General features: G+C 67.3%; 27 protein-coding genes and 1 tRNA gene. 13 read left to right on the forward strand and 15 right to left on the reverse strand.

All coding sequences use genetic code 11. From position 1 onward, the window contains the following. Nucleotides 1–3 precede the first annotated feature (3 nt). Genes AC3WJI_RS15585 through AC3WJI_RS15595 form a run of 3 tightly spaced genes read right to left on the reverse strand, consistent with a single transcriptional unit; the run spans nt 4 to nt 2023 of the window. On the reverse strand, nt 4–297 hold the full coding sequence (locus tag AC3WJI_RS15585; protein ID WP_492758196.1) for a hypothetical protein: 294 nt from the start codon (nt 295–297) through the stop codon (nt 4–6). Further along, nucleotides 294–971, reverse strand: a complete 678-nt coding sequence (locus AC3WJI_RS15590) for an RlmE family RNA methyltransferase (protein WP_492758197.1) — start codon at nt 969–971, stop codon at nt 294–296. Before AC3WJI_RS15590 ends, AC3WJI_RS15585 begins: the two co-directional genes overlap by 4 nt. Beyond that, nucleotides 968–2023, reverse strand: coding sequence for a Ppx/GppA phosphatase family protein (locus AC3WJI_RS15595; protein ID WP_492758198.1), 1056 nt, complete (start codon nt 2021–2023; stop codon nt 968–970). Before AC3WJI_RS15595 ends, AC3WJI_RS15590 begins: the two co-directional genes overlap by 4 nt. A gap of 153 nt (nt 2024–2176) precedes the next feature. On the opposite strand from AC3WJI_RS15595, the gene AC3WJI_RS15600 reads away from it, so the two are divergent. The 3 genes from AC3WJI_RS15600 to AC3WJI_RS15610 all read left to right on the forward strand — a co-directional run bounded on the left by AC3WJI_RS15600 (nt 2177) and on the right by AC3WJI_RS15610 (nt 3780). Beyond that, nucleotides 2177–2250: transfer RNA gene (locus AC3WJI_RS15600), tRNA-Gln, on the forward strand. Between the two features lie 292 nt (nt 2251–2542). Beyond that, a complete protein-coding gene (locus tag AC3WJI_RS15605; RefSeq protein WP_492758199.1) occupies nt 2543–2722 on the forward strand; it encodes a DUF3606 domain-containing protein in 180 nt (59 codons plus the stop codon). Nucleotides 2723–2868: 146 nt separating this feature from the next. After that, the gene (locus tag AC3WJI_RS15610; RefSeq protein ID WP_492758200.1) at nt 2869–3780 is read left to right on the forward strand and encodes a dimethylarginine dimethylaminohydrolase family protein; all 912 of its coding nucleotides are present in this window, start codon (nt 2869–2871) and stop codon (nt 3778–3780) included. 120 nt (nt 3781–3900) lie between these two features. On the opposite strand, the gene AC3WJI_RS15615 is transcribed toward AC3WJI_RS15610, so the two are convergent. The 6 genes from AC3WJI_RS15615 to AC3WJI_RS15640 are packed head-to-tail and all read right to left on the reverse strand — an operon-like array spanning nt 3901 to nt 9036. Next, on the reverse strand, nt 3901–4746 hold the full coding sequence (locus tag AC3WJI_RS15615; protein ID WP_492758201.1) for a cytochrome c oxidase assembly protein: 846 nt from the start codon (nt 4744–4746) through the stop codon (nt 3901–3903). Next, entirely contained in the window at nt 4734–5063 is a 330-nt protein-coding gene (locus AC3WJI_RS15620) for a hypothetical protein (RefSeq protein ID WP_492758202.1), read from the reverse strand. The genes AC3WJI_RS15615 and AC3WJI_RS15620 overlap by 13 nt, the downstream gene beginning before the upstream one ends. Further along, nucleotides 5060–5671, reverse strand: a complete 612-nt coding sequence (locus AC3WJI_RS15625) for a cytochrome c oxidase subunit 3 family protein (RefSeq protein WP_492758203.1) — start codon at nt 5669–5671, stop codon at nt 5060–5062. The genes AC3WJI_RS15620 and AC3WJI_RS15625 overlap by 4 nt, the downstream gene beginning before the upstream one ends. Beyond that, entirely contained in the window at nt 5664–7568 is a 1905-nt protein-coding gene (gene ctaD / locus AC3WJI_RS15630; RefSeq protein ID WP_492758204.1) for a cytochrome c oxidase subunit I, read from the reverse strand. The genes AC3WJI_RS15625 and ctaD overlap by 8 nt, the downstream gene beginning before the upstream one ends. After that, nucleotides 7565–8500, reverse strand: a complete 936-nt coding sequence (locus AC3WJI_RS15635; RefSeq protein WP_492758205.1) for a cytochrome c oxidase subunit II — start codon at nt 8498–8500, stop codon at nt 7565–7567. The genes ctaD and AC3WJI_RS15635 overlap by 4 nt, the downstream gene beginning before the upstream one ends. Next, nucleotides 8497–9036, reverse strand: a complete 540-nt coding sequence (locus AC3WJI_RS15640; RefSeq protein ID WP_492758206.1) for a c-type cytochrome — start codon at nt 9034–9036, stop codon at nt 8497–8499. The genes AC3WJI_RS15635 and AC3WJI_RS15640 overlap by 4 nt, the downstream gene beginning before the upstream one ends. Before the next feature lie 110 nt (nt 9037–9146). Between AC3WJI_RS15640 and AC3WJI_RS15645 the strand changes: the two genes are divergently transcribed. From AC3WJI_RS15645 to chrA, 3 genes are all read left to right on the forward strand, one after another. Then, nucleotides 9147–11009 carry a PQQ-dependent dehydrogenase, methanol/ethanol family gene (locus AC3WJI_RS15645; RefSeq protein WP_492758207.1) on the forward strand — a complete coding sequence of 621 codons (1863 nt, stop codon included), beginning with the start codon at nt 9147–9149 and terminating at the stop codon, nt 11007–11009. An 85-nt stretch (nt 11010–11094) separates the two neighbouring features. Then, entirely contained in the window at nt 11095–12048 is a 954-nt protein-coding gene (locus tag AC3WJI_RS15650) for a chromate resistance protein ChrB domain-containing protein (RefSeq protein ID WP_492758208.1), read from the forward strand. Then, entirely contained in the window at nt 12045–13442 is a 1398-nt protein-coding gene (gene chrA, locus AC3WJI_RS15655; RefSeq protein WP_492758209.1) for a chromate efflux transporter, read from the forward strand. The genes AC3WJI_RS15650 and chrA overlap by 4 nt, the downstream gene beginning before the upstream one ends. 54 nt (nt 13443–13496) lie before the next feature. Here the strand turns inward: chrA and AC3WJI_RS15660 are convergent, their stop codons facing one another. Then, a complete protein-coding gene (locus tag AC3WJI_RS15660) occupies nt 13497–13862 on the reverse strand; it encodes a tannase/feruloyl esterase family alpha/beta hydrolase (protein WP_492758210.1) in 366 nt (121 codons plus the stop codon). Continuing rightward, the gene (locus tag AC3WJI_RS15665; RefSeq protein WP_492758230.1) at nt 13822–14574 is read right to left on the reverse strand and encodes a tannase/feruloyl esterase family alpha/beta hydrolase; all 753 of its coding nucleotides are present in this window, start codon (nt 14572–14574) and stop codon (nt 13822–13824) included. The genes AC3WJI_RS15660 and AC3WJI_RS15665 overlap by 41 nt, the downstream gene beginning before the upstream one ends. A gap of 1 nt (nt 14575) precedes the next feature. Here AC3WJI_RS15665 and AC3WJI_RS15670 point away from each other — a divergent pair, with 1 nt between their 5' ends. Further along, the gene (locus AC3WJI_RS15670; protein ID WP_492758211.1) at nt 14576–14890 is read left to right on the forward strand and encodes a helix-turn-helix domain-containing protein; all 315 of its coding nucleotides are present in this window, start codon (nt 14576–14578) and stop codon (nt 14888–14890) included. A 75-nt stretch (nt 14891–14965) separates the two neighbouring features. Here AC3WJI_RS15670 and AC3WJI_RS15675 read toward each other — a convergent pair whose 3' ends face one another. Together AC3WJI_RS15675 and AC3WJI_RS15680 are read right to left on the reverse strand one after the other, a co-directional pair. Continuing rightward, a complete protein-coding gene (locus AC3WJI_RS15675; protein ID WP_492758212.1) occupies nt 14966–16828 on the reverse strand; it encodes a methyl-accepting chemotaxis protein in 1863 nt (620 codons plus the stop codon). A gap of 141 nt (nt 16829–16969) precedes the next feature. Then, the gene (locus tag AC3WJI_RS15680) at nt 16970–17542 is read right to left on the reverse strand and encodes a TlpA family protein disulfide reductase (protein ID WP_492758213.1); all 573 of its coding nucleotides are present in this window, start codon (nt 17540–17542) and stop codon (nt 16970–16972) included. Nucleotides 17543–17558: 16 nt separating this feature from the next. Here AC3WJI_RS15680 and argH point away from each other — a divergent pair, with 16 nt between their 5' ends. The 5 genes from argH to AC3WJI_RS15705 are packed head-to-tail and all read left to right on the forward strand — an operon-like array spanning nt 17559 to nt 22155. Further along, nucleotides 17559–18938, forward strand: a complete 1380-nt coding sequence (argH, locus tag AC3WJI_RS15685) for an argininosuccinate lyase (protein WP_492758214.1) — start codon at nt 17559–17561, stop codon at nt 18936–18938. Next, nucleotides 18935–19180 carry a hypothetical protein gene (locus AC3WJI_RS15690; protein WP_492758215.1) on the forward strand — a complete coding sequence of 82 codons (246 nt, stop codon included), beginning with the start codon at nt 18935–18937 and terminating at the stop codon, nt 19178–19180. The genes argH and AC3WJI_RS15690 overlap by 4 nt, the downstream gene beginning before the upstream one ends. A 10-nt stretch (nt 19181–19190) precedes the next feature. After that, nucleotides 19191–20450, forward strand: coding sequence for a diaminopimelate decarboxylase (gene lysA, locus AC3WJI_RS15695; protein WP_492758216.1), 1260 nt, complete (start codon nt 19191–19193; stop codon nt 20448–20450). Next, nucleotides 20447–21205 (forward strand): precorrin-2 dehydrogenase/sirohydrochlorin ferrochelatase family protein, encoded by a 759-nt coding sequence (locus tag AC3WJI_RS15700; protein WP_492758217.1) that lies wholly within the window; start codon nt 20447–20449, stop codon nt 21203–21205. Before lysA ends, AC3WJI_RS15700 begins: the two co-directional genes overlap by 4 nt. Further along, nucleotides 21202–22155, forward strand: coding sequence for a zinc transporter ZntB (locus AC3WJI_RS15705; RefSeq protein ID WP_492758218.1), 954 nt, complete (start codon nt 21202–21204; stop codon nt 22153–22155). Before AC3WJI_RS15700 ends, AC3WJI_RS15705 begins: the two co-directional genes overlap by 4 nt. On the opposite strand, the gene AC3WJI_RS15710 is transcribed toward AC3WJI_RS15705, so the two are convergent. After that, entirely contained in the window at nt 22152–22733 is a 582-nt protein-coding gene (locus AC3WJI_RS15710) for a response regulator (protein WP_492758219.1), read from the reverse strand. The two genes, AC3WJI_RS15705 and AC3WJI_RS15710, sit on opposite strands and share 4 nt — an antisense overlap. Before the next feature lie 74 nt (nt 22734–22807). Beyond that, the gene (locus AC3WJI_RS15715) at nt 22808–23344 is read right to left on the reverse strand and encodes an NADPH-dependent FMN reductase (protein ID WP_492758220.1); all 537 of its coding nucleotides are present in this window, start codon (nt 23342–23344) and stop codon (nt 22808–22810) included. Between the two features lie 99 nt (nt 23345–23443). Between AC3WJI_RS15715 and AC3WJI_RS15720 the strand changes: the two genes are divergently transcribed. Next, the gene (locus tag AC3WJI_RS15720) at nt 23444–24061 is read left to right on the forward strand and encodes a YbhB/YbcL family Raf kinase inhibitor-like protein (protein WP_492758221.1); all 618 of its coding nucleotides are present in this window, start codon (nt 23444–23446) and stop codon (nt 24059–24061) included. Nucleotides 24062–24096 lie beyond the last annotated feature (35 nt).

Here is a 24096-nt window from a genome sequence, read left to right on the forward strand (position 1 = left end):
TGCTTAGGTAACTTGGCGCCAGCGCTGCCACACTTTGAGCGGCACGGCGACGAGCACGAAAATCATCAGCAGCGAATAGGCCCATAATCCGGCGCGATCCTGCTCGATCAGCGCGGCTGCGATGAGGCAGGGGACTGCGAGGACAGGGGTGATCTTGGTCGCCCACCACAGCTGGCGCCCGAGCCGGTCCGCGGTCCGTACGGCGCGCGGGCGGGTGAGCAGGATCACCGTCGCCACTGCCTTGATCCCGACAAGGACGATTGCCACGCTCCACAACAGCGTCGCCAGCGGAGTCATGCCTCGGGTTCCGCGCGTCCCTTGAAGCCCTGCGCCACCACGAACCATTCGACCGAGCCCTTGCGGCTGGCCGGCGGCTTGGCGTGCTTCACGGTGGCGAAGTTGCGCTTCATCTCGGCCACCAAGGCCGAATCGGCCCCGCCGGCAAAGACCTTGGCGACGAAATCGCCGCCGGGCTCGAGCGTGCGGACCGCGAAGTCGAGCGCCGCCTCGACCAGCCCCATCGTACGCAGCGCATCGGTCTGCGCGTGGCCGACGGTATTGGCCGCCATGTCCGAGAGGATCAGGTCGGGCGCTCCGCCGAGCTCCTCGATCAGCCGCTCGGGCGCGGCATCGTCCATGAAGTCCATCTGCAGGATCGTCGCGCCGGGAATCGGATCGACCGGCAGCAGGTCGATCCCGACCACTGCGGCCTTGGGCAGCCGCTTGCGTACCAATTGCGTCCAACCGCCCGGCGCAATGCCCAGGTCGATCACGCGTTTCGAGCCCTTGAGGATGTCGAACTTCTCGTCGAGCTCGAGCAATTTGTAGACCGCGCGGCTGCGATAGCCCTCGGCCTTGGCGCGCTTGACGTACGGATCGTTGAGCTGGCGCTCGAGCCAGCGTGTCGATTGCGCAGTGCGGCTGCGCGCCGTCTTGACGCGCGTATGCCCGCGCCCGCCGCCCCGGCTCATAACCGATCCCCGTTCATCAATCGCCGCAATATGCCTTCGCGGATGCCGCGATCGGCGATCCCCAGCCGCTCGGCGGGCCAGAAGCCGATGATCGTCTCGAGGATCGCGCACCCCGCCACGACCAGATCGGCGCGCTCGGCGCCGATGCACGGCACCTGCGAGCGTTCGGCCATGCTCATGTTCGCGATTCGCCGGCTGACGTCGCGCATCGCCGCGGCCGGGACGATCAGCCCGTCGACCACCGAGCGGTCATAGGCCGGAAGCCCGAGATGGACGCTCGCCAGCGTGGTGACCGTTCCCGAGGTACCGAGCAGCCGCCGCGTGCCCTTGGGTTCACGCAGCCGCGCGACGAACGGCGCGAAGCTCTCGGCGACGCGCGCGCGCATATCGGCATAGACCGCCGCGCCCTGCTCCGACCCGTCGGCGAGCCCCACCGCCTCGGTCAGCGACACCACCCCCCAGGGCGCGCTGTGCCAGTCGAGGATACGCGGCACCTCGGCGCGCGAATCGACGAGGACAAGCTCGGTCGAGCCCCCGCCGATGTCGAACACCAGGGCTGGGCCGTCGCCGGGCTCGAGCAGGGCGTGGCAGCCCAGCACCGCGAGCCGCGCTTCCTCCTCGGCAGTGATGATGTCGAGCGCGATGCCGGTCTCGCGATAGACGCGCTCGATGAATTCGGCGCCGTTCGACGCCTGGCGGCACGCCTCGGTTGCCACCGAGCGCGCCAGCGCGACGTTACGCCGCTTGAGCTTGTCGGCGCAGATTCGCAGCGCGGCCAGGGTGCGATCGATCGCGGCGTCGGAGAGCTTGCCGGTGGTGGCGAGGCCCTCGCCCAGCCGGACGATCCGCGAAAAGGCATCGATGACCGTGAAGCCGCTCCCTTGCGGCCGGGCGATCAGCAGCCGGCAATTGTTGGTGCCGAGATCGAGCGCCGCGAAATGGCGCGATTCGGGCCAGCGCGCGCGCGCCGCGCGCTCGGGCGGGATTTTCGGTACAGGCCGGGCGGAACTGCCGCTCCGGCCGCGGGGCACTCTGGCCGGGCCATCCCCCATCGGGCTCACTCACTTATATTCTGTTCCGTCTCGGCCACATGCGGCCGTCCGGTGCTTGGCGACGAGGCTAGCCCAGCCGCGCGGGCGGAGCAAGGCACGCACGAGAAGCGCCGTTGACAGCGCTGAGATCGCGCCCTATCTCGCCGGCCCTGTTGCCCCGTCGTCTAAAGGTAAGACTACGGACTCTGACTCCGTCAATTGAGGTTCGAATCCTCACGGGGCATCCAGATTTCCTTGAGAAATCCGTCAGATAGAAGACGCGTGTGGTCCCCGGGACCTCGCGCTTGCACTTGCCAGTCGTTACGACGATCCGCGGATGCGCGCCCTTGTTGATATGCCGATCTAGTCGGTGTTTCGGGCGTCGATCGCTCTCGCGCCTCCCGCCGATGTTCGTCCAAGCGGTCGCGGGCGCTGTTAAAAAGTGCTGCAATTGATGTGCGTTAAGACGATTTACTTCGCAATCGAAGGAAATCGGGCACCTCTCGCCCGTTGTCGTCAAGCAATGTGGAGAGGTGTAGCGTGGCGGACGACAAGACGCAGGTCGGGGGGCAGGATCGCGCCCGGATCAACATGAACGAAGACTATGAAGTGCAGGACTGGACCCGCTCGCTCGGCGTCTCGCGCGAACGGCTGCAGGAAGCCGTCGATGCCGTCGGCGATCGCGCGGAAGATGTCCGCGAGTGGCTCGAGAGCCGCTAGTGTCCGTGCAGGCCGATCGGGGCCGCTCATTTCGCGACGTTGCCGAGCCGGCATCCGGTTCCGTTGACGCGAAGTAGCGCGCCTCGCCGGTCATGCTTCCGCACTGGCGCGATCCGCGCCGATCGACGCCTTATGCAAGAGGTCCCATGAAGCTCGAATTTTCCGAACAGGGCGGCAGTGCCGCGCTCGTGGAACTGCAGCCGTGGCAAGTCATGGGCGAGACGCGCAGGCTCACCGACGTGATGCTGTCCCGCCCGGAATTCCTGTCGCCGGTCCCCTGCTGCTCGGTCACCCGCGAGAGCCTGCGCGACGGCTTCGAGACCGATCGGCTGGGCGCGCTCGGCCAGCACCGGGCGCTGCAGCGGGTGCTCGAGATGCACGGCGTGCGCTGCCATCTCGTGCCCGCGGTCGAAGGCGCGCCCGATCTTTCTTTCACGCGCGACGTTGCGGTGACCACGCCCTGGGGCCTGGTGGCGCTCAATCCGGCGCTGCCGCATCGGCGCGCCGAAGTGGACTGTCTGCTCGAGGCTGCGGCCAAGCTCGGCGCGCATCCGGTGCTGCGAGTCACCGAAGGGACCATCGAGGGCGGCGACGTCGCGGTCGTTCGACCTGGGCTGGTCGCGATCGGCTGTTCGGGCGAGCGGACAAATGCTGCCGGCGCAGCGGCGCTCGCGGGACTGTTCGCGGATTTCGGCTGGGAAGCGCTGATCGTGCCGTTCGACCCGCATTTCCTGCACCTCGACACGATCTTCTGCATGCTCGACGCACATACGGCGCTCGCCTGCACCGACGTGCTCGACGACGGCTTCCCCGGCGCGATGGCCGCGCACGGCATTCGCCTGCTGCCGGTCAGCTACAAGGAAGCGCGCGGGCTGGGCTGCAACACCCTGTCGATCGATGGCCGGACGATCGTGATGGCGGCCGGCCATGACCGCGTGGCCCGGCTGATCGCCGATGCCGGCTTCGACCCGGTTGCAGTCGACATCTCCGAATTCACGGCCTGCGGCGGCGGCATCCATTGCCTGACCATGCCGCTCGCCCGCGTCGCCGGGGACTGACCGAGAGGATCTCCGCATGGATTACAAGAAGCTGGGTTTCGGACTTGGGCTGTTCTCAATCGCGCTCGGCGGCCAGTTGACCGCGTCGCGGCGGATCGCGAGACCGGAAAGACCCTGCCGCTACGTGGCTAGGCGCGGCGATTTGGTCAGATAGCGGGCGAGCAGCAGCAACGCCGCTCCGGCATGCACCAGCCCGCCGGGCACCCACATGATCAGGCCGGCGAGCTGCTGGTCCTCTTGCGGAGTCAGCCCGAACGGCATCATCCCCATCGCGGCATAGCCGGCGTACCAGGGGCTCGACGACAGTGCCATCAGCGCGCCGAGCGCGCCGCCGACGATCGAGGTCACGAACAGGCACAGCGCCGCCAGCCCGCGATTGGGCGTCTGGGTCACGCTCCACCAGAACAGCAGGGCAGTGACGAGGAACGAGAGATGCTGCGCGACATGCCAGGCCGGATGGCCGAGCGCGCGATTGAACAGCGGCGGCGCGTGCCATGCCCACAAAGCCGCAGCCTGCAGTGTCGTGGCCAGCAGGGGCGTGTTGAGCCGGGCCAACAATCCCGGAAAGGCGAGCATCTGGCGGGCGGGACGGGGAAACGCCCAGAGCATCACCCCCAGCGGCCGCGACAGCGGCAGAAGCAGCGCCGCGACGAGCATGATCAGCTCGTGCTCGATCATGTGGAGCGTGAAGCTGCGCTCGCCCCCCTCGTGCAGCGGCGACACCAGTGCGAGCGTCAGCACCAGCCAGCCGGCGACATAGAGCCCCGCGCCACGCCACAGGCTGCGCCGTGCGCCGAGCCGGATAAAGCCGACCGCGTAGAGGAGCAGAGCCGCCGCCAGCGGCACCGTGATCCAGGGATCGAGCGTCCAGCCGATCTCGCCGGACTCGAGCGGATGCGATCCGCCATGGGCCAGCGCGGCGCCGGGCAGGAGCAGCAGCAACGCGGCGACGATCAGGCGTGGCATGACGGGATGATCAGCGCCGACATCGTCTGGAACAGGATCGCGAGGAGGAAGATGCCTGCCGCGAGGATGCCGGTTCCGGCGACGAACCGTCGCGCGCCGGCATGAGGCTGATCGGTGGCGCCCGGCATCCGCCAGACGCCGAGCGACAGCAGCCCGCCGCCGATCGCCAGCAGTGCGCCGGCAAGGCCGATCAGCAGCATCGGCAGCGGCTGGGCGCGCGTGCAGTCGAACTGGGCGAGGTCCGAGCCGGTCTGGTCCGACAGCATCCAGCCGAGGATCCCGCCGATCCACCCGGCCCAGGGCCGCAAACGCCTCATTGGCTGAGCCTCGGCACCCAGTAGATCACGCCATAGACCAGCACCCAGCTGCCGACGATGAAGTGCCAGTAGAGCGCATTCTCGCTGGTATCGACGAAGCGTCGTCCCTTCTTGCCGTGACCGGTGTGCATCAACACTGCGAGCACCAGCGTATCGACCCAGTCGGTGACCAAATGGACGGTGTGCATGAGCAGCAGCGCCCAGGTGATCGAGCCATAGGCATTGCGGTCCCAGCCGATGTTGAGATGGTCATATTCGAGCCCGCGCGTCACGAAGACCGCGAGCGGCAGGATGCTCATGATGACCAGGCCGATGCGCACGCGGCGCAGATCCTCGGCCTCGGCGGCGCGCTTGACCCAGATATTCGGAATCTCGGACAGGAGAAGCAGCAGCAGCGTCGCGGTGCTCCAGAGCAGGTCGGGCGGCGGTGCGCTCGCCGGCCACTGCCGTTCCTGCGCCATCAGGAAGAAATAGGCGGCAAAGCCGAGCGCGAAGGCGGCGCCCTCGATCGTCATGAAGCCGACCACGCCCCACCAGGTCGTGCTGCGTGCGCCGAAGCCGTGGTTGGGCAGGCATGAAGCATCGCCGACGAAGCGTGTCTCACTCATCACCTTGCTCCGGCTTGGGCTCGAGCGGATCGTGCGGCCAGAACCACAGTATCAGCGGCACCGCCATCAGCAGCCCGCCCCAGATCACCGCCCAGGGCGTGAAGATCGAGCCGACAAAGGCGATCGTCGTCGCGATCGCCGCAAAGAACGGCCAGCCATTGGGCGGCGCGCTGGCGTCGCGCAGATCCGGCAGCGCGTCGACCGCGGTAGTGACGAGCAACTCGCGCTTGTCGGTCCTGAGCCCGGGAATCACCGGGCGCCCTGCGTCCCAGAGCGGGGTACGGCTGTCGACCACCGGGATATGGTCGAAATTATAGCAGGGCGGGGGCGAACTCGGCTTCCATTCGAGGCTTGGCGCATCCCAGGGATTGGGACCCGCCGCGACACCTTTGCGGAGGCTCCAGAAGACATTGCCGAGGAACAGCAGCACCGATGCCGCGAACAGGAAGGCGCCGATGCTCGAGACGAGATTGAGCGTGTCCCAGCCGAGCCCGTGCGGATAAGTGTAGACGCGTCGCGGCATGCCGAGCAGCCCGGTCAGGTGCATCGGAAAGAAAGTGAGGTGGAAGGCGAGGAATGCGAAGACCACGTTCCACTTGCCGAGCGGCTCGGCCATCATCCGCCCGCTGAACTTGGGAAACCAATAGGTCACCGCGCCGAGCAGCGGGAATACTGCGCCGCCGATCAGCACATAATGGAAATGCGCGACGACGAAATAGCTGTCGTGGAGCTGGAGGTCGAGCGGGACGCTCGCCACCATCATCCCGGTGAGGCCGCCCATCACGAAAGTGACGATGAACGCGACGACCCACCAGAGCGGGGTCTCCCAACGCGGCCGCCCGCTCCAGATCGTCGCGATCCAGCAGAATATCTGCACACCGCCGGGCAACGCGATCATCATGCTCGCCGCGGTGTAGAAGCTGTAGCCGATCCGCGGCAGCCCGGTCGCGAACATGTGATGGACCCAGAGGCCGAAGGCGAGCAGCCCGATCGACACTACTGCCAGCACCATCAGCGGATAGCCAAACACTTCGCGCCGGCTGAACGTCTCGGTGATCTGACTGACGAAGCCGACCGCGGGGATGAAGATGATGTAGACCTCGGGATGCCCGAAGAACCAGAAGAGGTGCTGCCAGAGCAGCGCATCGCCCCCCTCGGTGGGATTGTAGAATTGCGTCGCCACCAACCGGTCCGAGATCAGGAACGACGATGCGAGCATCACCGCGGGCATTGCGAAGACGATCATGAAGCTGGTCACCAGGATCGACCAGGCGAAGAGCGGCATGCGGTTGAGCGACATGCCCGGCGCGCGCTGCTTGAGGATCGTCGTGATCAGCTCGACCGCGCCAGCGAGCGCCGCGACTTCGGTGAAGGTGATCAGCTGCGCCCAGACATCGGTGCGCTTGCCCGGAGAATATTCGGGGCCGGCGAGGGGCACATAGGAGAACCAGCCCGCTTCGGGGCCGATATTGAGCAGGAAGGCGATCCACAAAAAGACGCCGCCGAACAGATAGATCCAGTAGCTGAAGGCATTGAGTCGCGGAAAGGCGATCTGCCGCGTGCCCATCATCAGCGGGATCAGATAGACCGCCATCGCCTCCATCACCGGCACGGCGAACAGGAACATCATCGTCGTGCCGTGCATCGAGAAGATCTGGTTGTAGCGATCGGCGCTGATCAGCCCGCTTTCCGGCCGGGCGAGCTGGGTGCGCATCAGCAAAGCGAGCACGCCGCCGAGCGCGAGGAAGACGAAGGCCGTGGCGATGTAGCGGCGGCCTACGCGCTTGTGGTCGACGGTGGTCAGCCAGCCCCAGAAGCCCGGTACATCGGACCAGGTCTTCTCGAGCGCCTTGTGCAATGCCTCGCCCGTGAAGTCCGGCCCGTCGAGACGGCTCATTTGAGCATCTCGAGATAGGCGACGACGTCGGCGCGTTCCTGCGGCGTCAGCGGGATCCTGGGCATGCGGTTGCCGGGCTTGATCGCCTGCGGATCGGCGATCCATTTGTCGAGCCACGCATGCGTGTCGGGCAATTCGCCGGCGGCGAGCGTGGCGCGGCTGGCGACCCGAGTGAGATCGGGGCCGACCGAGCCATAGGCATCGGTGCCGGTGATCGCGTGGCACGCCGCGCATTGGCGCCCGGTGACGATCTGGAAGCCGCGCCTCTGCGCGTCGTTCTGCGGCAAGGGCGCCGGTTGCGACGATTTGGCCTCCCAGGCGGCGAAGGCCTGGGGCGTCTCGACGACGGCGTCGAGCGCCATATGCGCATGCTGCAGCCCGCAGAATTCGGCGCATTGCGCACGGAAATGGCCGAGCTGACGCGGCAGCAGCTGGAGATCGGCGCTGCGCCCGGGGATCAGGTCCTGCTTGCCGGCGAGGTTGGGGATCCACAGTGAGTGAATCACATCGTCGGCGCGCAGCTCGATCTGCACCGGGCGGCCGAGCGGCAGATGGATCTCGTTGGCGGTGGTGATGTTCCGCGACTGATCGGTGCCGGTATATTCGACTTCCCACCACCATTGCCGCGCCGTCACCTGGATGTGGAGCGGCTTCTGCCCGGCGCCGGCAAAGAACAGGCCCCGGTCGCTCGCGTAGCTGGCGATGGTCAGTCCGAACAGCCCGACGGTGATCAGCATCGCCCAGGCGGCGACGGTCACGCGCAGCCGCCGGTCGCTGTCGGTGCCGCGGTCGCGCCGCAAGATCGCCCAGCCGAGAAAGAGCAATACGAGCAGGAAGAAGAAGCCGGTCACGCCGAGAAAGATCTCGAACAGCCGCGCGGTGATCGCGGCATGGTCGCCCGCCGGGTGCAATGCGGATTGAATCGCGCTCACCGGCTTCCCGCATCCGCATTGGTGTCGCGCTGTGGCCTAGCATTCTCCAGCGTGATCGGTGCGGTGTTGGCGGCGGTGTCGCCGCGGCTCGGCGGGACGTCCTTGGGCGCCTGGCCGGCCATCGAGCGGACATAAGCGGCGAGCTGCCACATCTGCTCCTCGGTGAGCAGCTTGCGATAGCTTGGCATGCCGTTGGGCCGTCCCTGGATCAGCGTCGCGACGATCTGCGGGCTCGATGAGCCATAGATCCATTGGTCGTCGATCAGCGGCACGCCGATCCCACCGCCGCCATGCGCATGGCATTCGACGCAGTTGAATTCAGTGTAGAGCCGCTGTCCTTCGCTGACGTGCCAGGCGCTCTTCTCGAACTTCTCGATCCGCGGGTCGGGCTTGGCCGGCGTGGTGCCGCCCGCGACCACCGTCGTGGTGGTGGCGAGCTCGGCCTGACTGAAGGGGACCGGGGGGTTCGTCTCGCGCGTCTCGCGGTGGCAGCCCGCAAGGAGCGCACAGAGCAGCAACGCCGAAAGCCGCATCATCCCCTCACGTCATCATTCCATCGGTGAAACTTTGCAGCACTCCGAAAGTTTCATCGCAAAAGTCAGCTTTCAGAAGGGCTTAACCTATGTTGGTGAGAGCGAGCGCGATGATGAGTCTGGCGCTCCTGGCCGCATGCGACCGCAGCACCTCGACAGGGCGCGCCGATGCAGCCGCCCCCGGATCTGAAACCGAAACCAAGGCGCTTTCCGCAGGACGTGCGGTCGCGCCAGCAGCGGCGTCGCCGCAAGACGATGGCCAATGGACAATCCCCGCGAAGGACTATGCCAATACGCGCTTCAGTGGGCTTACCCAGATCAACAAGGACAATGTCGGCCAGCTTCAGCTCGCACTCAGCTTCACCTCCGGAACGACCCAGGGTCAGGAATCCGCGCCGATCGTGGTCGGCGATACGCTCTACCTCGTCACCCCCTATCCTAACACGCTTTATGCGATCGACCTGACCAAAGCCGCCAACCCGACCAGTCCGGGGCCCGTGGTGAAGTGGAAGCTCAATGCGATGGCTGATTCGGCGTCGCAGGGCGAGGCTTGCTGCGACGGCGTCAATCGCGGGCCGACCTATGCAAACGGCACGGTCTTCTTCAATTCGCTCGATTCGCACACGCTCGCGGTCGACGCGAAGACCGGTGCGCTCAAATGGAAGACGCGCGTCTGGGACTATACCAAGGGCGAGACGATGACGATGGCGCCCTTCGTCGTGGGCGACAAGGTGATCGTCGGCAATTCGGGGGCCGAATTCGGCGCGCGCGGCGGCGTGGCGGCGCTCGATGCCGGCAGCGGCGCGATCGTGTGGAAGGCCTTCGCGACGGGTCCCGACAAGGACGTGCTGATCGATCCGGCCGTGTTCAAGCCCTTCTACCCGCAATATAAGGGCGCCGATCTCGGCACGAAGAGCTGGCCGGGCGACAGCTGGAAGATCGGCGGCGGCGGCACCTGGGGCTGGATCAGCTACGATCCCGAGCAAAATTTGATCTTCCACGGAACGTCGAACCCGTCGCCCTGGAACCACGCCGTCCGCCCCGGCGACAATTTGTGGACTGACGCCGTATTCGCGCGCGATCCCGCGACCGGCAAGGCGCATTGGGCGTATCAATACAGCCCGCACGATCTGTGGGACCATTCGGGCGTCAACGAGAATATCGTCCTCGACCTTCCCTGGCAGGGCAAGGTCCGCAAGGTGATCATTCGCCCCGAGCGCAACGGCTATATGTACGTGCTCGACCGGACCAGCGGCGAAGTGCTCGCGGCCGACCAATATGTCGCCAACACCGTCTCGGACGGCGTCGACCTCAAGACCGGGCGGTTGCGCCACAAGCCCGAGATGATCCCGCAGCCCGGCAAGATCGTCCGCAACGTGTGCCCCAACGCGCCCGGCGCCAAGGACTGGAGCCCGAGCGCGTTCAGCAAGACGACGGGCTGGCTCTATGTGCCGCACAACAATCTCTGCATGGACTGGCTGCTCGGCAAGGCCAACTATATCCGCGGCACGCCCTATATCGGCGTGACCCCGCGCTTTTTCCCGGGGCCGGGCGGCAATGCCGGCGAGTTCATGGCCTGGGATCCGGTCAACCGGCGCAAGGCGTGGACGATCAAGGAGCGCTGGCCGGTGTGGAGCGGCGCGGCGGTGACCGCATCGGGGATTGTCTTCTACGGCAATCTCGAGGGCTGGTTCAAAGCGGTCGACGCCGATACCGGGAAGCTGCTCTGGCAATTCCAGACCGGCTCGGGGATCATCGGCCAGCCGACGGTATTCAAGGGTCCGGACGGGCGCGAATATGTCGCGATCATCTCCGGAATCGGCGGGTGGATCGGCGCGATGGTGTCGCACGACCTCGATCCGCGCGATCCCACTGCCGCCAAGGGCTGGGGCAACATGACCGCAGACCTAAAAAAGGTGACGACCAAAGGTGCGGGGACGCTCTTCGTTTTTGCGCTGCCAAAGGCGCCGCGCTGACCGAGCGGCCGCCACATGCGATCCACGTTTCTGGCTAAAGATATAGGTGTTTCATTAATTTGTAGGAGATGATACATATGCACCAATGACGACTAATTCGGCTCAGTGGCTCTCGCTTCTCCACCAGCTTCCGGCCAGGCCGCCTTATTTGCGCGTGAAGATCTGGCGCAGATTGCAGGCGATGGGCGCGGTGCCGCTCAAGAATGCGGTGCATGTCCTGCCGAGAGGCGAAGCGAGCGAGGCTGCGTTTCGTGCGCTTCTGGAGGAGATCGTCGCAAGCGGCGGCGAGGCGATTCTTCTCGAGGGACAGTTGGTTGCCGGCCAGAGCGACGGCGAAGTGCGCGCGCTGTTCGATGCCGCGCGCGACGCGGACTATGCCGAGATCGCCGAGGCGGCGCGGCGTCTGCTCGACACTGGCCCGGCCAGCGGTCAGGACATCGCGAGGCTGCAGAAGCGCATGGAGGAGGCTGGGAAGCTCGACTTTTTCGGCGCGCACGGGCGCCAGGACGCCGAGGCGGCGCTCGCCGAGCTCGACCGCCAGCGCTACCGACATCCCGATATCCGCCGCGATGCGCCGGCAGCGCCGGTCGAGCCTGCCGAGCTTCTCGGCAAGATTTGGGTCACCCGACGCGGCGTGCATGTCGATCGCATCGCCTGCGCCTGGCTCATCCGCCGCTTCGTCGACCCGCAGGCGGCGTTTCGCTTCGTCGATGCGAAGGCGCACATGCCAGGGCCCGGCGAGCTCCGCTTCGACATGGCCGATGCCGAGTTCACGCACGAAGAGGACCGCTGCAGCTTCGAGACGATCCTGCTCCGTGCAGGCCTCGCCGGCGATTCCGGGCTCGCCGCGATGGGCGAGATCATCCACGAGCTCGACATCGGCGACGGCAAGTTCGCCCGCCCCGAGACCGCAGGTGTCGGCGCGATGCTGTCCGGGGTCTGCGCCTCCTCCGACGACGATCTAGAGCGCATTGCGCGCGCGAGCGACGCGCTCGACCAGTTCTACGCCTTCTTCGCCAATCGAAGGGCCGAGCGATGAACATTAGTGTCGCCGCCGCGGGCGTGCCCACAGCACCGCGCGATCATGGCGTCTCTTTCGGCGAGGCGGTGAAGGTCTGGGCGCGGATCGCGGCGCTGAGCTTCGGGGGGCCGGCCGGACAGATCGCCGTGATGCACCGTATCCTCGTCGACGAGAAGCGCTGGATCGGCGAGGAGCGTTTTCTCCATGCGCTCAACTATTGCATGCTGCTGCCGGGCCCCGAGGCGCAGCAGCTGGCCGCCTATATCGGCTGGCTTCTTCACAAGACCAAGGGCGGGCTCGTCGCCGGCGCATTGTTCGTTCTTCCGGGCTTTCTGGCGATTCTGGCGCTCAGCTACATTTACGTGCTGCTGGGCAATGCCCCGCTGGTTCAAGGCTTGTTCTTCGGCCTCAAGGCGGCAGTGCTCGCGGTGGTGATTCAGGCCGTGGTCCGCATCGGTGCACGCGCGCTCAGGAATATGGTCATGCGGGGCATCGCTGCGGCTGCGTTCGGCGCGATCTTCTTCCTCAACGCGCCATTCCCGCTGATCGTGTTTCTCGCCGCGCTCACCGGCTATGTCGGCGGACGCGCGGGCATCTCGGCGTTCAGGGGCGGCGGCGGTCATGGGGCATCCGGTGGCGATATCGTGCACGACCGCGATACCGCGCTTGGTGAGGAGCTACCCGAGCATGCGCGGCCCGATCTCGGCTGGTCGCTCAAGATCGCGGGTCTGTTTCTTTTCCTCTGGATTTCCCCGGTCGCATTGCTGTTCGTGCTCGCCGGCCCGGACAATGTCTTCTCGCAGATCGCCAGCTTCTTCGGCCGAATGGCGGTCGTGACGTTCGGGGGCGCCTATGCGGTGCTCGCTTATGTCGCGCAGGAAGCGGTCGGCACCTATCACTGGGTCACGCCCGGCGAGATGCTCGATGGGCTCGGGCTCGCCGAGACGACGCCCGGACCGTTGATCATGGTGACGCAGTTCGTCGGGTTTCTTGCCGCATTCCGCGATTCAGGCTCGCTGTCACCGCTCTTCGCCGCGACCCTGGGTGCGATCCTGACCACCTGGGTGACCTTCATGCCCTGCTATCTCTGGATATTTGCCGGCGCTCCGTTCGTCGAGCGACTGCGCGGCAACCGCGCGCTTTCGGCCGCGCTGGGCGCGATCACGGCTGCGGTGGTGGGGGTGATCCTGAACCTCGCCATCTGGTTTGCGATTCATACGCTGTTCGGCGAAGTCCGACGCGTTGCGATCGGCAATGCGGGATTCGATATTCCGGCCCTCGCTTCGCTCAATCTGCCCGCGCTCCTGCTCGCCGTCGGGGCGGCGGTCGCCGTCTTCCGCTTCAAGATCGGAATGATACCGGTCCTGTTCGTCTGCGCCGGGCTCGGCGCGGCCTGGGTCGTCATCGCCTGAATTATGGAATGATCGCCCGCGAGCCGCCATGTCGCCTGCGTTGGGCGGTCGCGGTCACGGTTGGGCGACTGTCGGGCCGTCGCAGCGGAAAGTGACGGCAGACAGCGTCGAGCCGGTCCCCCGATAGACAGCCTTTCGCGGATAGGGACAGAGCGGCCGTTGCTTATCGATCTTGCCGGCGTCGTCGCTCGCGAATCGCGTGGCGATGATGCGATCGGGTGCCTCGCCCTCTTCGCGCCAGGCGATGAGGGCGGAGAAAATATCGTGCTTCGCGTCGTCCGACGGCGGGTGGGGCGGGATGCCCAGGGTGGCGTTGAACGCGCCGGGGCCGGTGCCGCCGCCGCAATGCATCATGCCCGGCGCCGGGAACAGCCGAGCGCTATCGGCTAGCCTTAGCATCGCCGCCAATCTGCGCCGCATGGCGGTCAAAGAACGCGACCGACTGGCCCGGCGCGACCAGCGTGTCGGCAAGGCCGTGAAAGACGATCAGCTTGCTCCCGCGCGCGGCGAAATCGGCGAGGCTGCCGCGCGTCGCATCGTTGACGAGCGCGTCCAGCCGGGCGTTGACCAAGGGCATGTCGCGATCGAAATCGAAGGTCTTCCAGTTCCAATCGGCGCCCAGCACCCATTTGAACAGCGCGCCGAACGGTGGCTGATCGCCGACCGGCTTTTGCAGGAAGGCCCAACCGAAGGTGTCGGGCATTTCGCTGCCGGGAAGCCAGCCGAAATAGGTCGGCTTGCCGGTCCAGTCGGTCGGGCCCGAGTAGAAAGCGCGGGCGGTCGCGACCTCGGCTTGGGTCAGGCAGTTGTCGGAGGCCGCAGCTGCGCATTGGACGGTTGCCGGGTCGAAGCTGCAACGCATCGGATCGGAGACGAATCGGTCGCCCGCCAGCCCGTGACCCTGGCGCCAGCAGGTCGCGATCGCGGCCTTGTTGAGCAGCTTGAGCTTGGCGTCGGACAGGAAGCTGCCCGGCGTGCGATGGGACGCGGCATAGTCCCACAGCACCGCCGCATGTCCCCAGGTGCGGTTCATCACCGGCGCGCCGACGAGGATGCCGTCATAGTCGTCGGGGTAATAATGCGCCTCGATCAGCCCTTGTGCTCCCCGACGGCTGATCGGCCAGTCGCGGATCTTGTCGGGCCTGTCGGGCGAGGTCTATCAATTGCTGCTGAACGCACCGAGCGAGTTTCCGTCGATGGTGGCGGCCGCTGCGCAATTGGGACTTCAGCAGCGCACGCTCCGCCGCCGCCTTGCGGCCGAGGATTCGAGCTATGGCGCGATCGTCGACGATGTCCGCCGCAAGCTTGCGATCGAATATCTCCAGACGACCCGGATGAGCGTCGACGACGTCGCGTGGAAAGTCGGCTTCAGCGACAGCGCGAACCTCCGCCGGGCGATCCGGCGATGGACCGGCAGGACGATCAGCGCGGTGCGCGCGGGGAAATAGCGACCGGCCGCCACATCATGAGCTGCAGGGGGGCGAGAGCGTGTCCCGCCACCCCCTGGCCGGTGTCGGCGCGGCTTAGAACGCTGCCCAGTCGTCCCCGCCAGCAGCGGACATTGCCGCCACTGGCAGCGCCTTGACCGGCGAAGCATAGCCGCTGGCCTTCGCGCGCGAGGTGGCCCGGGCCGGTGCGGACCGGGTGCCGGCGCCGACGTTGAACCGCGACGCCTGCTCGCTGAGCGCGGCGACTTCGCCCGACAGGTTGCGTGCAGCGGCCGAGGTCTGCTCGACCATCGCGGCGTTCTGCTGAGTCGACTGGTCCATCGTGCCGATCGCGATGCTGATCTCGGTGATCGCGGTCGACTGGGCCTGGTTGTCGCTCGCCATCTGGCCAAGCAGCGCATGGACCTCGCCGACGTCGCCCGAGATGTCGGCCAGCGCGCCATCGACCTTGTTGACCATCTCCACTGCCGCGACGATGTCGGTCTGGGTGGCGGTGAGCTGGTCGCGGGCACGAGCGGCTTCTTCTTCGGAGCGCATTGCCAGCGCCGAGACGAGGTCGGCGACGACCGCGAAGCCGCGACCCGCTTCCCCCGCACGCCCGGCTTCGACCGCCGCATTCATCGCGAGAACCCGCGTCTGGAAGGCGATCTTGTCCAAGCCTTCGATGACGCTGTCGATGCCCTTGGCGCCGTCGGCGACGCGGCCCATTGCCTGGACGGCTTCGTCGGCGATCGCGCGGCCGGCCGAGACCGTGCCGATCGTGCCGTCGGCCCGCTCGACCGTGCGGCTGGCCGCGCCGGCGGTTGCCTTGAGGCGGCCGTCCATCTGGGTGACTGCGGCCGAAGTCTGTTCGAGGCTCGCGGCGTTCGCTTCGGTGCGGCGCGCAAGATCCTCGGACGCCTGGGCGATCTCGCCCGAGCCGGTGCGGATCGTCGCCGCGCTTTCCATCACCGTGCCGATCAGGCTGCGCAACTCGGCGACCGCGGCATTGAAGTTGACCTTGACCGATTCGTAGGTGGGCGAGAACACCTCGTCGATCTCGCTGGTCAGGTCGCCCTGCGCCAGCTTGCCGAGATTGGCCTCCAGCGTCGCGACGACGCGCTGCTGCTCGGCGTCGGCGATCTTCTTGGCGGCGTCGGCCTTTTCCTTCTCGACCGCGGCGTCGCGGAAGACGAGCACGGTCTTCGCCATGCGGCCGACTTCGTCGCGGCGCTCGGTGCCCTCGACCGCGACGCTGTTGTCGCCGGCGGCGAGCTTGGCCATCGTGTTCTGAAGGAGCTGGATCGGCCCGGTGATGCCCAGCCGCGAGACGACGAGCGCGGTCGCGATTCCGGCGATGGTGGCGAGGATGCTGACCCCGAGCAGTGTCCAGGAGGTCGTGTCGGATTGTGCGGTCAGATTCTCCGCGAGCGCCGTCGCCTCGTCGGTACGCTGTTTGTTGAGCGCCTGGATCTGCGTACCGAAGGTGTCGATTTCCTGGTCTGCCTGCTGAAGGACCGAACGCGCGGCATCGTCTTGGTTCGCAAAGCCTTCCTTGGCGGCCTCGGCGGTCTTGGCGTGAATGCTTTCGATCTCGGTGCGCAGCTGCGCGGTCTGATCCGTGGCGCCGGTATCGAGCTTGTTCACGTCGGTGAGCAAGGTCTCGGATGCCTGGAACGCCTTTTCGACGCCGTCGAGCGAGGCCCGGCCCGCGGCCGAGCCGCCTGGGTACACCAGGGTGCGATAGCCGTTATAGCCCATCTCGACCGCCAGCCGGTTGAGCCGGGCATAGCGTGTGGTGATCGGCAACTTGCTGTCGATGACGTCGGAATAGCTGGCGCCGCTGGTGCGGAGCGCGAAGGCGCTGGCGAGGGCGATGCCGAGCGTAACCAGCCCGAGAAGTGCCAGCAAAGACAAGAACTTGCTGGAGATGGAGATGCGACCGAGGATTCCTTGCATTGCTTTCGCCTATATCTCAGAAGGAAAACCGCGCTGTTCCCCCTGAAGACGGCGCTTCCCGGTCTTATAGCAATGTGAGTTGGCTGCCCGCGCGATAATGCGAAAATAGTCGCCGTTATCGTAAGGTTGACCGCTGGGACGCTATGGTAGCCGCGCCTCGGCGATCAGCTTGGCCGCGGCCTCGCCGGTCCAATCGGTGTCGCCCAGCTTGCGCCAAACCTCGCGGCCTGCCGCATCGTAGAGGATCGTCGTCGGCAGATTGACGCCGAGCCCGGTGCTGAACGCGGTGTCGGTATCGACGTAGAGGGGGAGCTTGCGGAACTGCTTCTTGGCGAAGAAGGATGCCGCCGTCGCCACGTCGAAATCCTGGCTGACGGTGACCAATTGGAGCTTGTCGCCCTCGCGCACCGCCAGCGCGTCGAGCGTCGGCATTTCCTTGACGCAGGGTGCGCACCAGGTTGCCCACAGGTTGAGCAGCACCGGCTTGCCGCGGAAATCGGCGAGCGTGTGGCGCTTGCCCCGTGCGTCGACGAAGGGGAAGGTCGGCGCGGCCTCGCCCTTATGGCTGCGGTCGAGCTTATCGAGCGTAGTGGAAGTAGCCGGCGCCGCCGCGACGACATTCGCGCCCTCGGCTTGCTGCGTCGGCCCGGATTGCCTATCGCAGCCGCCGATCAGGCCTGTAGCGACGAGGAGAAGCGCGATAGTCGAGCGCAAGCATAGCTCCAATGCGATGTGGGGCGGGCGCTTCGCCGAAGGCCCGTCCGCGGTCATGCGCGAGATAAACGCCTCGATTCCGTTCGACAAGCGGATGTGGCGGCAGGATCTGCGCGGGAGCCAGGCGCATGTCGCAATGCTCGGCCAGCAGGGCATCGTCTCGCCTGAGGATGCCGCGCGCATCGCCGAGGGGCTCGCCGCGGTCGCCGCCGAGTTCGAGGCCGAGGGCGTTCCCGACGATCTCGCGCTCGAGGACATTCACATGCTCGCTGAGGCGCGGCTGGCGGACCGGATCGGGCCTTCGGCCGGCCGGCTCCACACCGCGCGCTCGCGCAACGACCAGGTCGCGACCGACTTCCGCCTCTGGGTCCGCGACGCGATCGACCAGGCCGAGGCGGCGTTGGGCGGCCTGCAGGATGCGCTGCTCGCGCGCGCCGAGGAACATGCCGACAGCGTGATGCCCGGCTTCACCCACCTCCAGAGCGCGCAGCCAGTGACTCTCGGCCATCATTTGATGGCCTATTTCGAGATGATCGCGCGCGACCGCTCGCGCCTGGCTGATGCGCGGGCGCGGATGAACCTGTGCCCGCTCGGCTCGGCCGCGCTCGCCGGCACCGGCTTTCCGCTCGACCGCGAGGCGACCGCGGCGGCGCTCGGCTTTGACGGGCCGACGCGCAATTCGCTCGATTCGGTGTCCGACCGCGACTTCGCGCTCGAATATCTCACCGCGGCGGCGCAGTGCAGCCTGCACTTGAGCCGCCTCGCCGAGGAATTCGTGATCTGGGCGAGCCAGCCCTTCGGCTTCGTCAGCTTGAGTGATCAATGGTCGACCGGTAGTTCGATCATGCCGCAAAAGCGCAACCCCGACGCCGCCGAGCTGGTGCGCGGGCATAGCGGGCGGATCACCGGCGCGCTGGTCAGCCTGATGATGACGATGAAGGGGCTGCCGCTCGCTTATTCGAAGGACATGCAGGACGACAAGCCGCCGGTGTTCGAGGCGCACGACCTGCTGGAGTTGTGCATCGCCGCGATGACCGGGATGGTCGAAAGCGCGACCTTCCGTACCGATCGCATGCGCGCACTTGCCGAATCGGGCTTTGCCACCGCGACCGACCTGGCCGATTGGCTGGTCCGCGAGGCCGGGGTGCCGTTCCGCGAGGCGCACCACATCACCGGGCGCGCGGTCGCGGCGGCAGAGGCGCAAGGCATCCGGCTCGATCAGTTATCGATTGATGCGTTCAAGGAAATCGACGCGCGGATCGACGATCGCGTATATGGCGTGCTTAGCGTCGATGCGTCGGTCAACAGCCGGACGAGTTTCGGCGGTACGGCGCCGGCGCGGGTGCGCGCGGCGATTGCGGCGGCCCGTCGGGGCCGCGAGGAGGAAGGACGATGATGCGCGGGCTGCTGTTGCTGCTCACCGCTTCGCTGGCGCTGGCCGGCTGCGGCGCGCGCGAAGGTCTCAAACCGGCGGAGGGCGCGTCGCTGCCCCCCGCGCCTTATGGCGCGACCGCGACACCCACGCCCGAGGACCTGCTCAAACCGCCGGTGCAGACGCGCCCGGCGCGCAGCGACGACCTCATCGAAAGCACCGACAGGCGGCGCACCGACAAGTTCGACTTGCCGCCACCCAATTGACCGGAATTCCATGGACCATTTTACTCTGATCGACGGCGAACTGCACGTCGAGGATGTGCCGTTGGCACGCATCGCGGCGGAAGTCGGTACCCCCGTCTACGTCTATTCGGCCGCAACCTTCCAGCGCCACGCCCGTGCCTTTCGCGACGGCCTGGCCGGCATCGAGCGCAAGCACCTCGCCTTCGCGATCAAGGCCAACCCCAACCTCGCCGTGCTGCGGCTGCTCGCCAATGAAGGCTTCGGCGCCGATGTCGTCTCGGGGGGCGAGCTCGCGCGCGCGCTGGCGGCGGGGATGGCGGCGAAGGACGTCGTCTTCTCGGGCGTCGGCAAGACCCGCGCCGAGCTCGAACAGGCGCTCGATGTCGGCATCGGGCAATTCAACTTGGAGCTCGTCGAAGAAGGCATCGTTCTCTCCGAGATCGCCGCGGCGAAGGGCCTGCGCGCGCCCGCGACGCTGCGGGTCAATCCCGACGTCGATGCGGGCACCCACGAGAAGATCTCGACCGGCCGCGCCGAAAACAAGTTCGGCCTGCCGATCGACGAGGCGCCGGCGATCTTCGATCGGCTTGCGCCGCTGCCCGGGCTAAACCTGCGCGGCGTCGCGGTACATATCGGCAGCCAGCTCCAGAGCCTCGCGCCGCTCGAGCGCGCGTTCGAGCGTGTCGGTACGCTCGTCGCCGACCTGCGCGCCGCGGGGCACACGATCACCCATGTCGATCTCGGCGGCGGGCTGGGCGTGCGCTATCGCAAGGACGACAATCCGCCGTCGCCCGCCGATTTCGGCGAAATGGTCGCGCGCGTCACCCGCGATTGGGACGTCGAATTGATGTTCGAGCCCGGCCGCGTGATCTCGGCCAATGCCGGGGTGCTGCTCACCGAAGTTTTGTGGGTCAAGCCGGGGGCGGTCCATCCCTGGGTGATCGTCGATGCGGCGATGAACGATCTCGCGCGCGTCGCGATGTACGATGCCTGGCACGATTTCGAGGCGGTGCGGCCGCGCGGCGAGACCTTCGTCGCCAATGTCGCCGGCCCGGTGTGCGAGAGCAGCGACGTCTTTGCCAAGGCGCGCACGATCGACACGGTCCAATCGGGCGACCTCGCGATCCTGCGCAGCGCCGGCGCATATGGCGCGACGATGGCGAGCACGTACAACAGCCGCCCGCTCGTCCCCGAAGTGCTCGTCTCGGGTGATCGCTTCGAAGTCGTCGCCGGACGCATCTCGGCCGAGGCGATCATGGCCGAGGAACATGTTCCGGACTGGCTGAAATGAGCCTCGCCGCCCTGCCGATCTTCGTGAAGCTGGCGGGGCGGCCGGTGATCCTGATCGGCGAGGGCGAGGCGGCGGACGCCAAGCGGCGGCTGCTTGAGCGGGGTGGTGCGCAGATCGTCGACGAGGGCGAAGCGGCGGCGCTGGCGATCGTCGCCGCCGAGGACCCGGCGCCGATCGTCGCGCGGCTGCGCGCCCGCGGCGTGCTGGTCAACGCCGTCGACCGGGCGGATCTGTGCGACTTCACTCTGCCGGCGATCGTCGACCGCGATCCGGTGCTGGTCGCGATCGGCACCGGCGGCGTTTCGGCGGGGCTCGCGGCGGCGTTGCGTCAGCGGCTCGAAGGCGTGCTGCCGGCCTCGCTCGGCGCTCTGGCGCGGGCGCTCGCGGCGGCGCGGCCGGCGATCCGCGACCGCTGGCCCGATGCGGGCGCCCGCCGCCGTGCGCTCGGCGCGGCGATGGCCGGGCCGCTCGATCCGCTTGCCGAGCATGATGAAGGCGCGGTCACGCGCTGGCTCGCCGATGCGGAAGCGCCGGCCCAAGGCCTGGTCCATTTCCGGCTGGCCTCCGCCGATCCCGACGACTTGACCTTGCGCCAGGCACGCGCGCTTGCGCAGGCCGACCGGGTCTTCCATCACCGGGACGTGCCCGCCTCGATCCTCGACCGCGCACGCGCCGATGCGGCGCGGATTGCCTGCGAAGCGGCTCCGGACGCGCCCGATGCCGGCCTGTCGGTCTATGTCGAGATGGCGCGATGAGCGGTTTTGCTTATGTCGTGCGCGACGGTCAGGTCGAGTCGCCGCCGCTCAAGCAGGCGCTCGGAATACGCGCCGACCTGGTCTGGACGCATCTCACCACCAATGACGAGCGCGCCAAGGCGTGGCTGGACGGCGAGGCGGGGCTGTCGCCCTATGTCGTCGAGGCGCTGACCGCCGCGGAGACGCGGCCGCGTTGCGATCCGGTAGGCGACGGCGCGGTGATCAACCTGCGCGGGCTTTCCTCCGAGGAACTCGCCGCCTCGGATCCGCTCGCCTCGATCCGCATCTATGCGCTGGGCGGCTGCGTCTTCTCGGTCACCCGCAAGGCATTGAACGCGCTGCAACCGGTTCGCGAGCTCGTAGCTGCGGGCAAGATCCTCGATCCGGGCGACCTTATCGCCGCGCTCGCCCAGGCGATCACCGAGGAGCTCGATCCGGTCGTCGCCGATCTCGGCGATTCGCTCGACGATTGCGAGGAGCAGATCGCCACGGGTCACGCCTTTCAGCTGCGCCGCGTGGTCAACCGCACGCGCAGCCAGGCGATCGGCTATCGCCGCTTCCTGTTCCCGCAACGCACCGCGCTCGAGAAGCTCGCCGCGATCCCCGGCGACTGGCTCCGCGACGACGACCGGCTGCACCTTGCCGCGGCGGCGGACCGCGCGGCGCGGATGGCGGAGGAGCTCGAGAGCATCCGCGAGCGCGCGGCGCTGACCCACGAGACACTTACCGACCTGCGCGCCGAGCAGATCGACCAAAGATCGCTGATCATCGCGGTGGTCGCGATGGTGTTCCTGCCGCTGACCTTCATCACTGGGCTGCTCGGCATGAACGTCGCGGGGATTCCCTTCGCGCACGAGCCCTGGGCGTTCTGGGGGGTGTTCTGGCTGTGCGTAGTGATGGCGGTGGCGATCGCGGCCTATTTCATCCGCCGGCATTGGTTCGAGCGCTAAGCCGCGTTGCGCCGGCCGGTGAGCTGGTCGTTGAGCTCGCGGATCGTGCCGAGCAGCCGCAGGCGATCGGCGCGGGCGGCGGCGAGCTCGGTCTGCGTCTCGCCGAGCTCGATCGCGCGCGCGGCGATCCGTGCGTCGAGCGCGAGGTTGGCGCGCTTGAGTTCCTCGACCCGGCCGGCATGCGCGAGCGCGCGCTCGATCCGCGCGGCGAGCACCGCGAAGGGCGCGGGCTTGGCCAGCCAATCGTCGGCGCCGGCGGCGAAGGCGTCGAGCGCGCAGTCCTTTTCGCCGAGCACGATCACCGGCAGATCGGCGGTGTCGCGCGATCCGCGGATCTCGTTGAGCAAGTGGACCGCGCCGCTCGCGGGGCGGAGCGCGTCAATGAGCACGAGATCGAAGCCGCGCGCCGAGACGAGGTCGAGTGCCTGGCACGTCGAATCGCTGAGCACGACGAGATAGCCGAGATTGCCCAGACGCTGGGCGATCTCGTTCAGGCTCGCCCGGCAGCTGCCTGCCGCGAGAACCGTGCGCACTGCCTTGCGGCGCGCGCCGGCAAATGCCTGGCTCGGCTGCTTCATTCGCGTTCAAAACCCCCCGGTCTGAAAGCGTGGGGCTAACGCACAAGCCCTCTCGAAAGCGTTAAGCCGGACGATCAGCGGCGCAGGAAGCCGAAGATCTGGTCGATCATCACTTCCATCTGCGGCCGGCTCTTCGCGACCGCGTCGCCGGGCTCGGCGGTGTTGATCGCGAGCCCCATCGGCGTCGGCCAGCCGCGCAGCGAATGCGTGATCGTGCGCAGCGCCTGCAACGTCGACACTGCCGCCTGCCAGCCCGCCGCGGTGGCGACCAGACCGACCGGCAGCCCATCCAGATAGACGCGCTCGTCGGTGCGTAATTGCTCGACATAATCGAGCGCGGTCTTGACCAGGCCGGAGAGCGTGCCGTGATAGCCGGGCGATCCGACGATCACCGCGTCGGCGCTGCGCAGCGCTTCGAGATAGCGTCCGATCGCGGCATTGCCCTCGGCATTGCCGGGCTCGTAATGCGGGAAGGCGATGTCTTCGCCGGTCAGCAGCGTGACGCGCGCGCCGCGCGCCGCGGCGAGATCCAGTGCGCTGGCAAGCAACCTTCCGGTTGCCGATTCGGGCCGCAGCGTTCCGCCCAGGGCGACGATATGGGGTGCGCTCATGGCGCTTGCGCTAGCCGATAGCGCCATGCCGCGCCAGCGCTCAGCGGATAGCTCTCGCCGGTTCGATCGTTAGGCGCTTTGAACCGACAGGAGAGAGTGATGCTCGAACATGTTCCCCATTGGCTGGGCAGCGCGCTCAAGGGGTTGCGCGCAGGCTCGGACAAATTGGTGATCGCGCAGCCGGACCTGGGTTCGTTCGCTGCGCTCCGCCTCGCCAGCCCCGCCTTCGCCAATGGCGCGCGGCTGCCCGAGCGCTTCACCGCCGATGGCGCGGGCATCTCGCCGCCTTTGTTCTGGACCGAGATTCCCGAAGGGACCGAGCGGCTGGCGCTGATCGTCGAGGATCCCGATGCGCCGGCGCCGGCGCCGCTGGTGCACGCTTTGGTCTGGGACCTACCGCCGACCGACGGTCAGCTCGACGAAGGTGCGATCCGTGCCGATAGCGCGGGCAGCGCCGACGGCAGCGATGTCGGCCGCAATTCCTATCTCGGCGAGGGCTGGCTGCCGCCCGATCCGCCGACCGGGCATGGGGAACACCATTACGCGTTCCAGCTGTTCGCGTTGGGCGCCGGTCCCGATGCCGGCGAGACACCCGGCCGCGGCGCGATCGTCAAGGCGATGGCCGGGCGAGTGCTCGCCGCGGGGCTGCTCACCGGCACCTACTCGCGCGGCGAGGAGGCGCCGGTCGGACTGATCGGGGCCATCGCGCCGGCCTGACGCAAGCGGCTTGCAATGTTGGATTTCGCCTGATG

This window comes from Sphingomonas sp. FW306-1B-B10E, assembly GCF_058782005.1.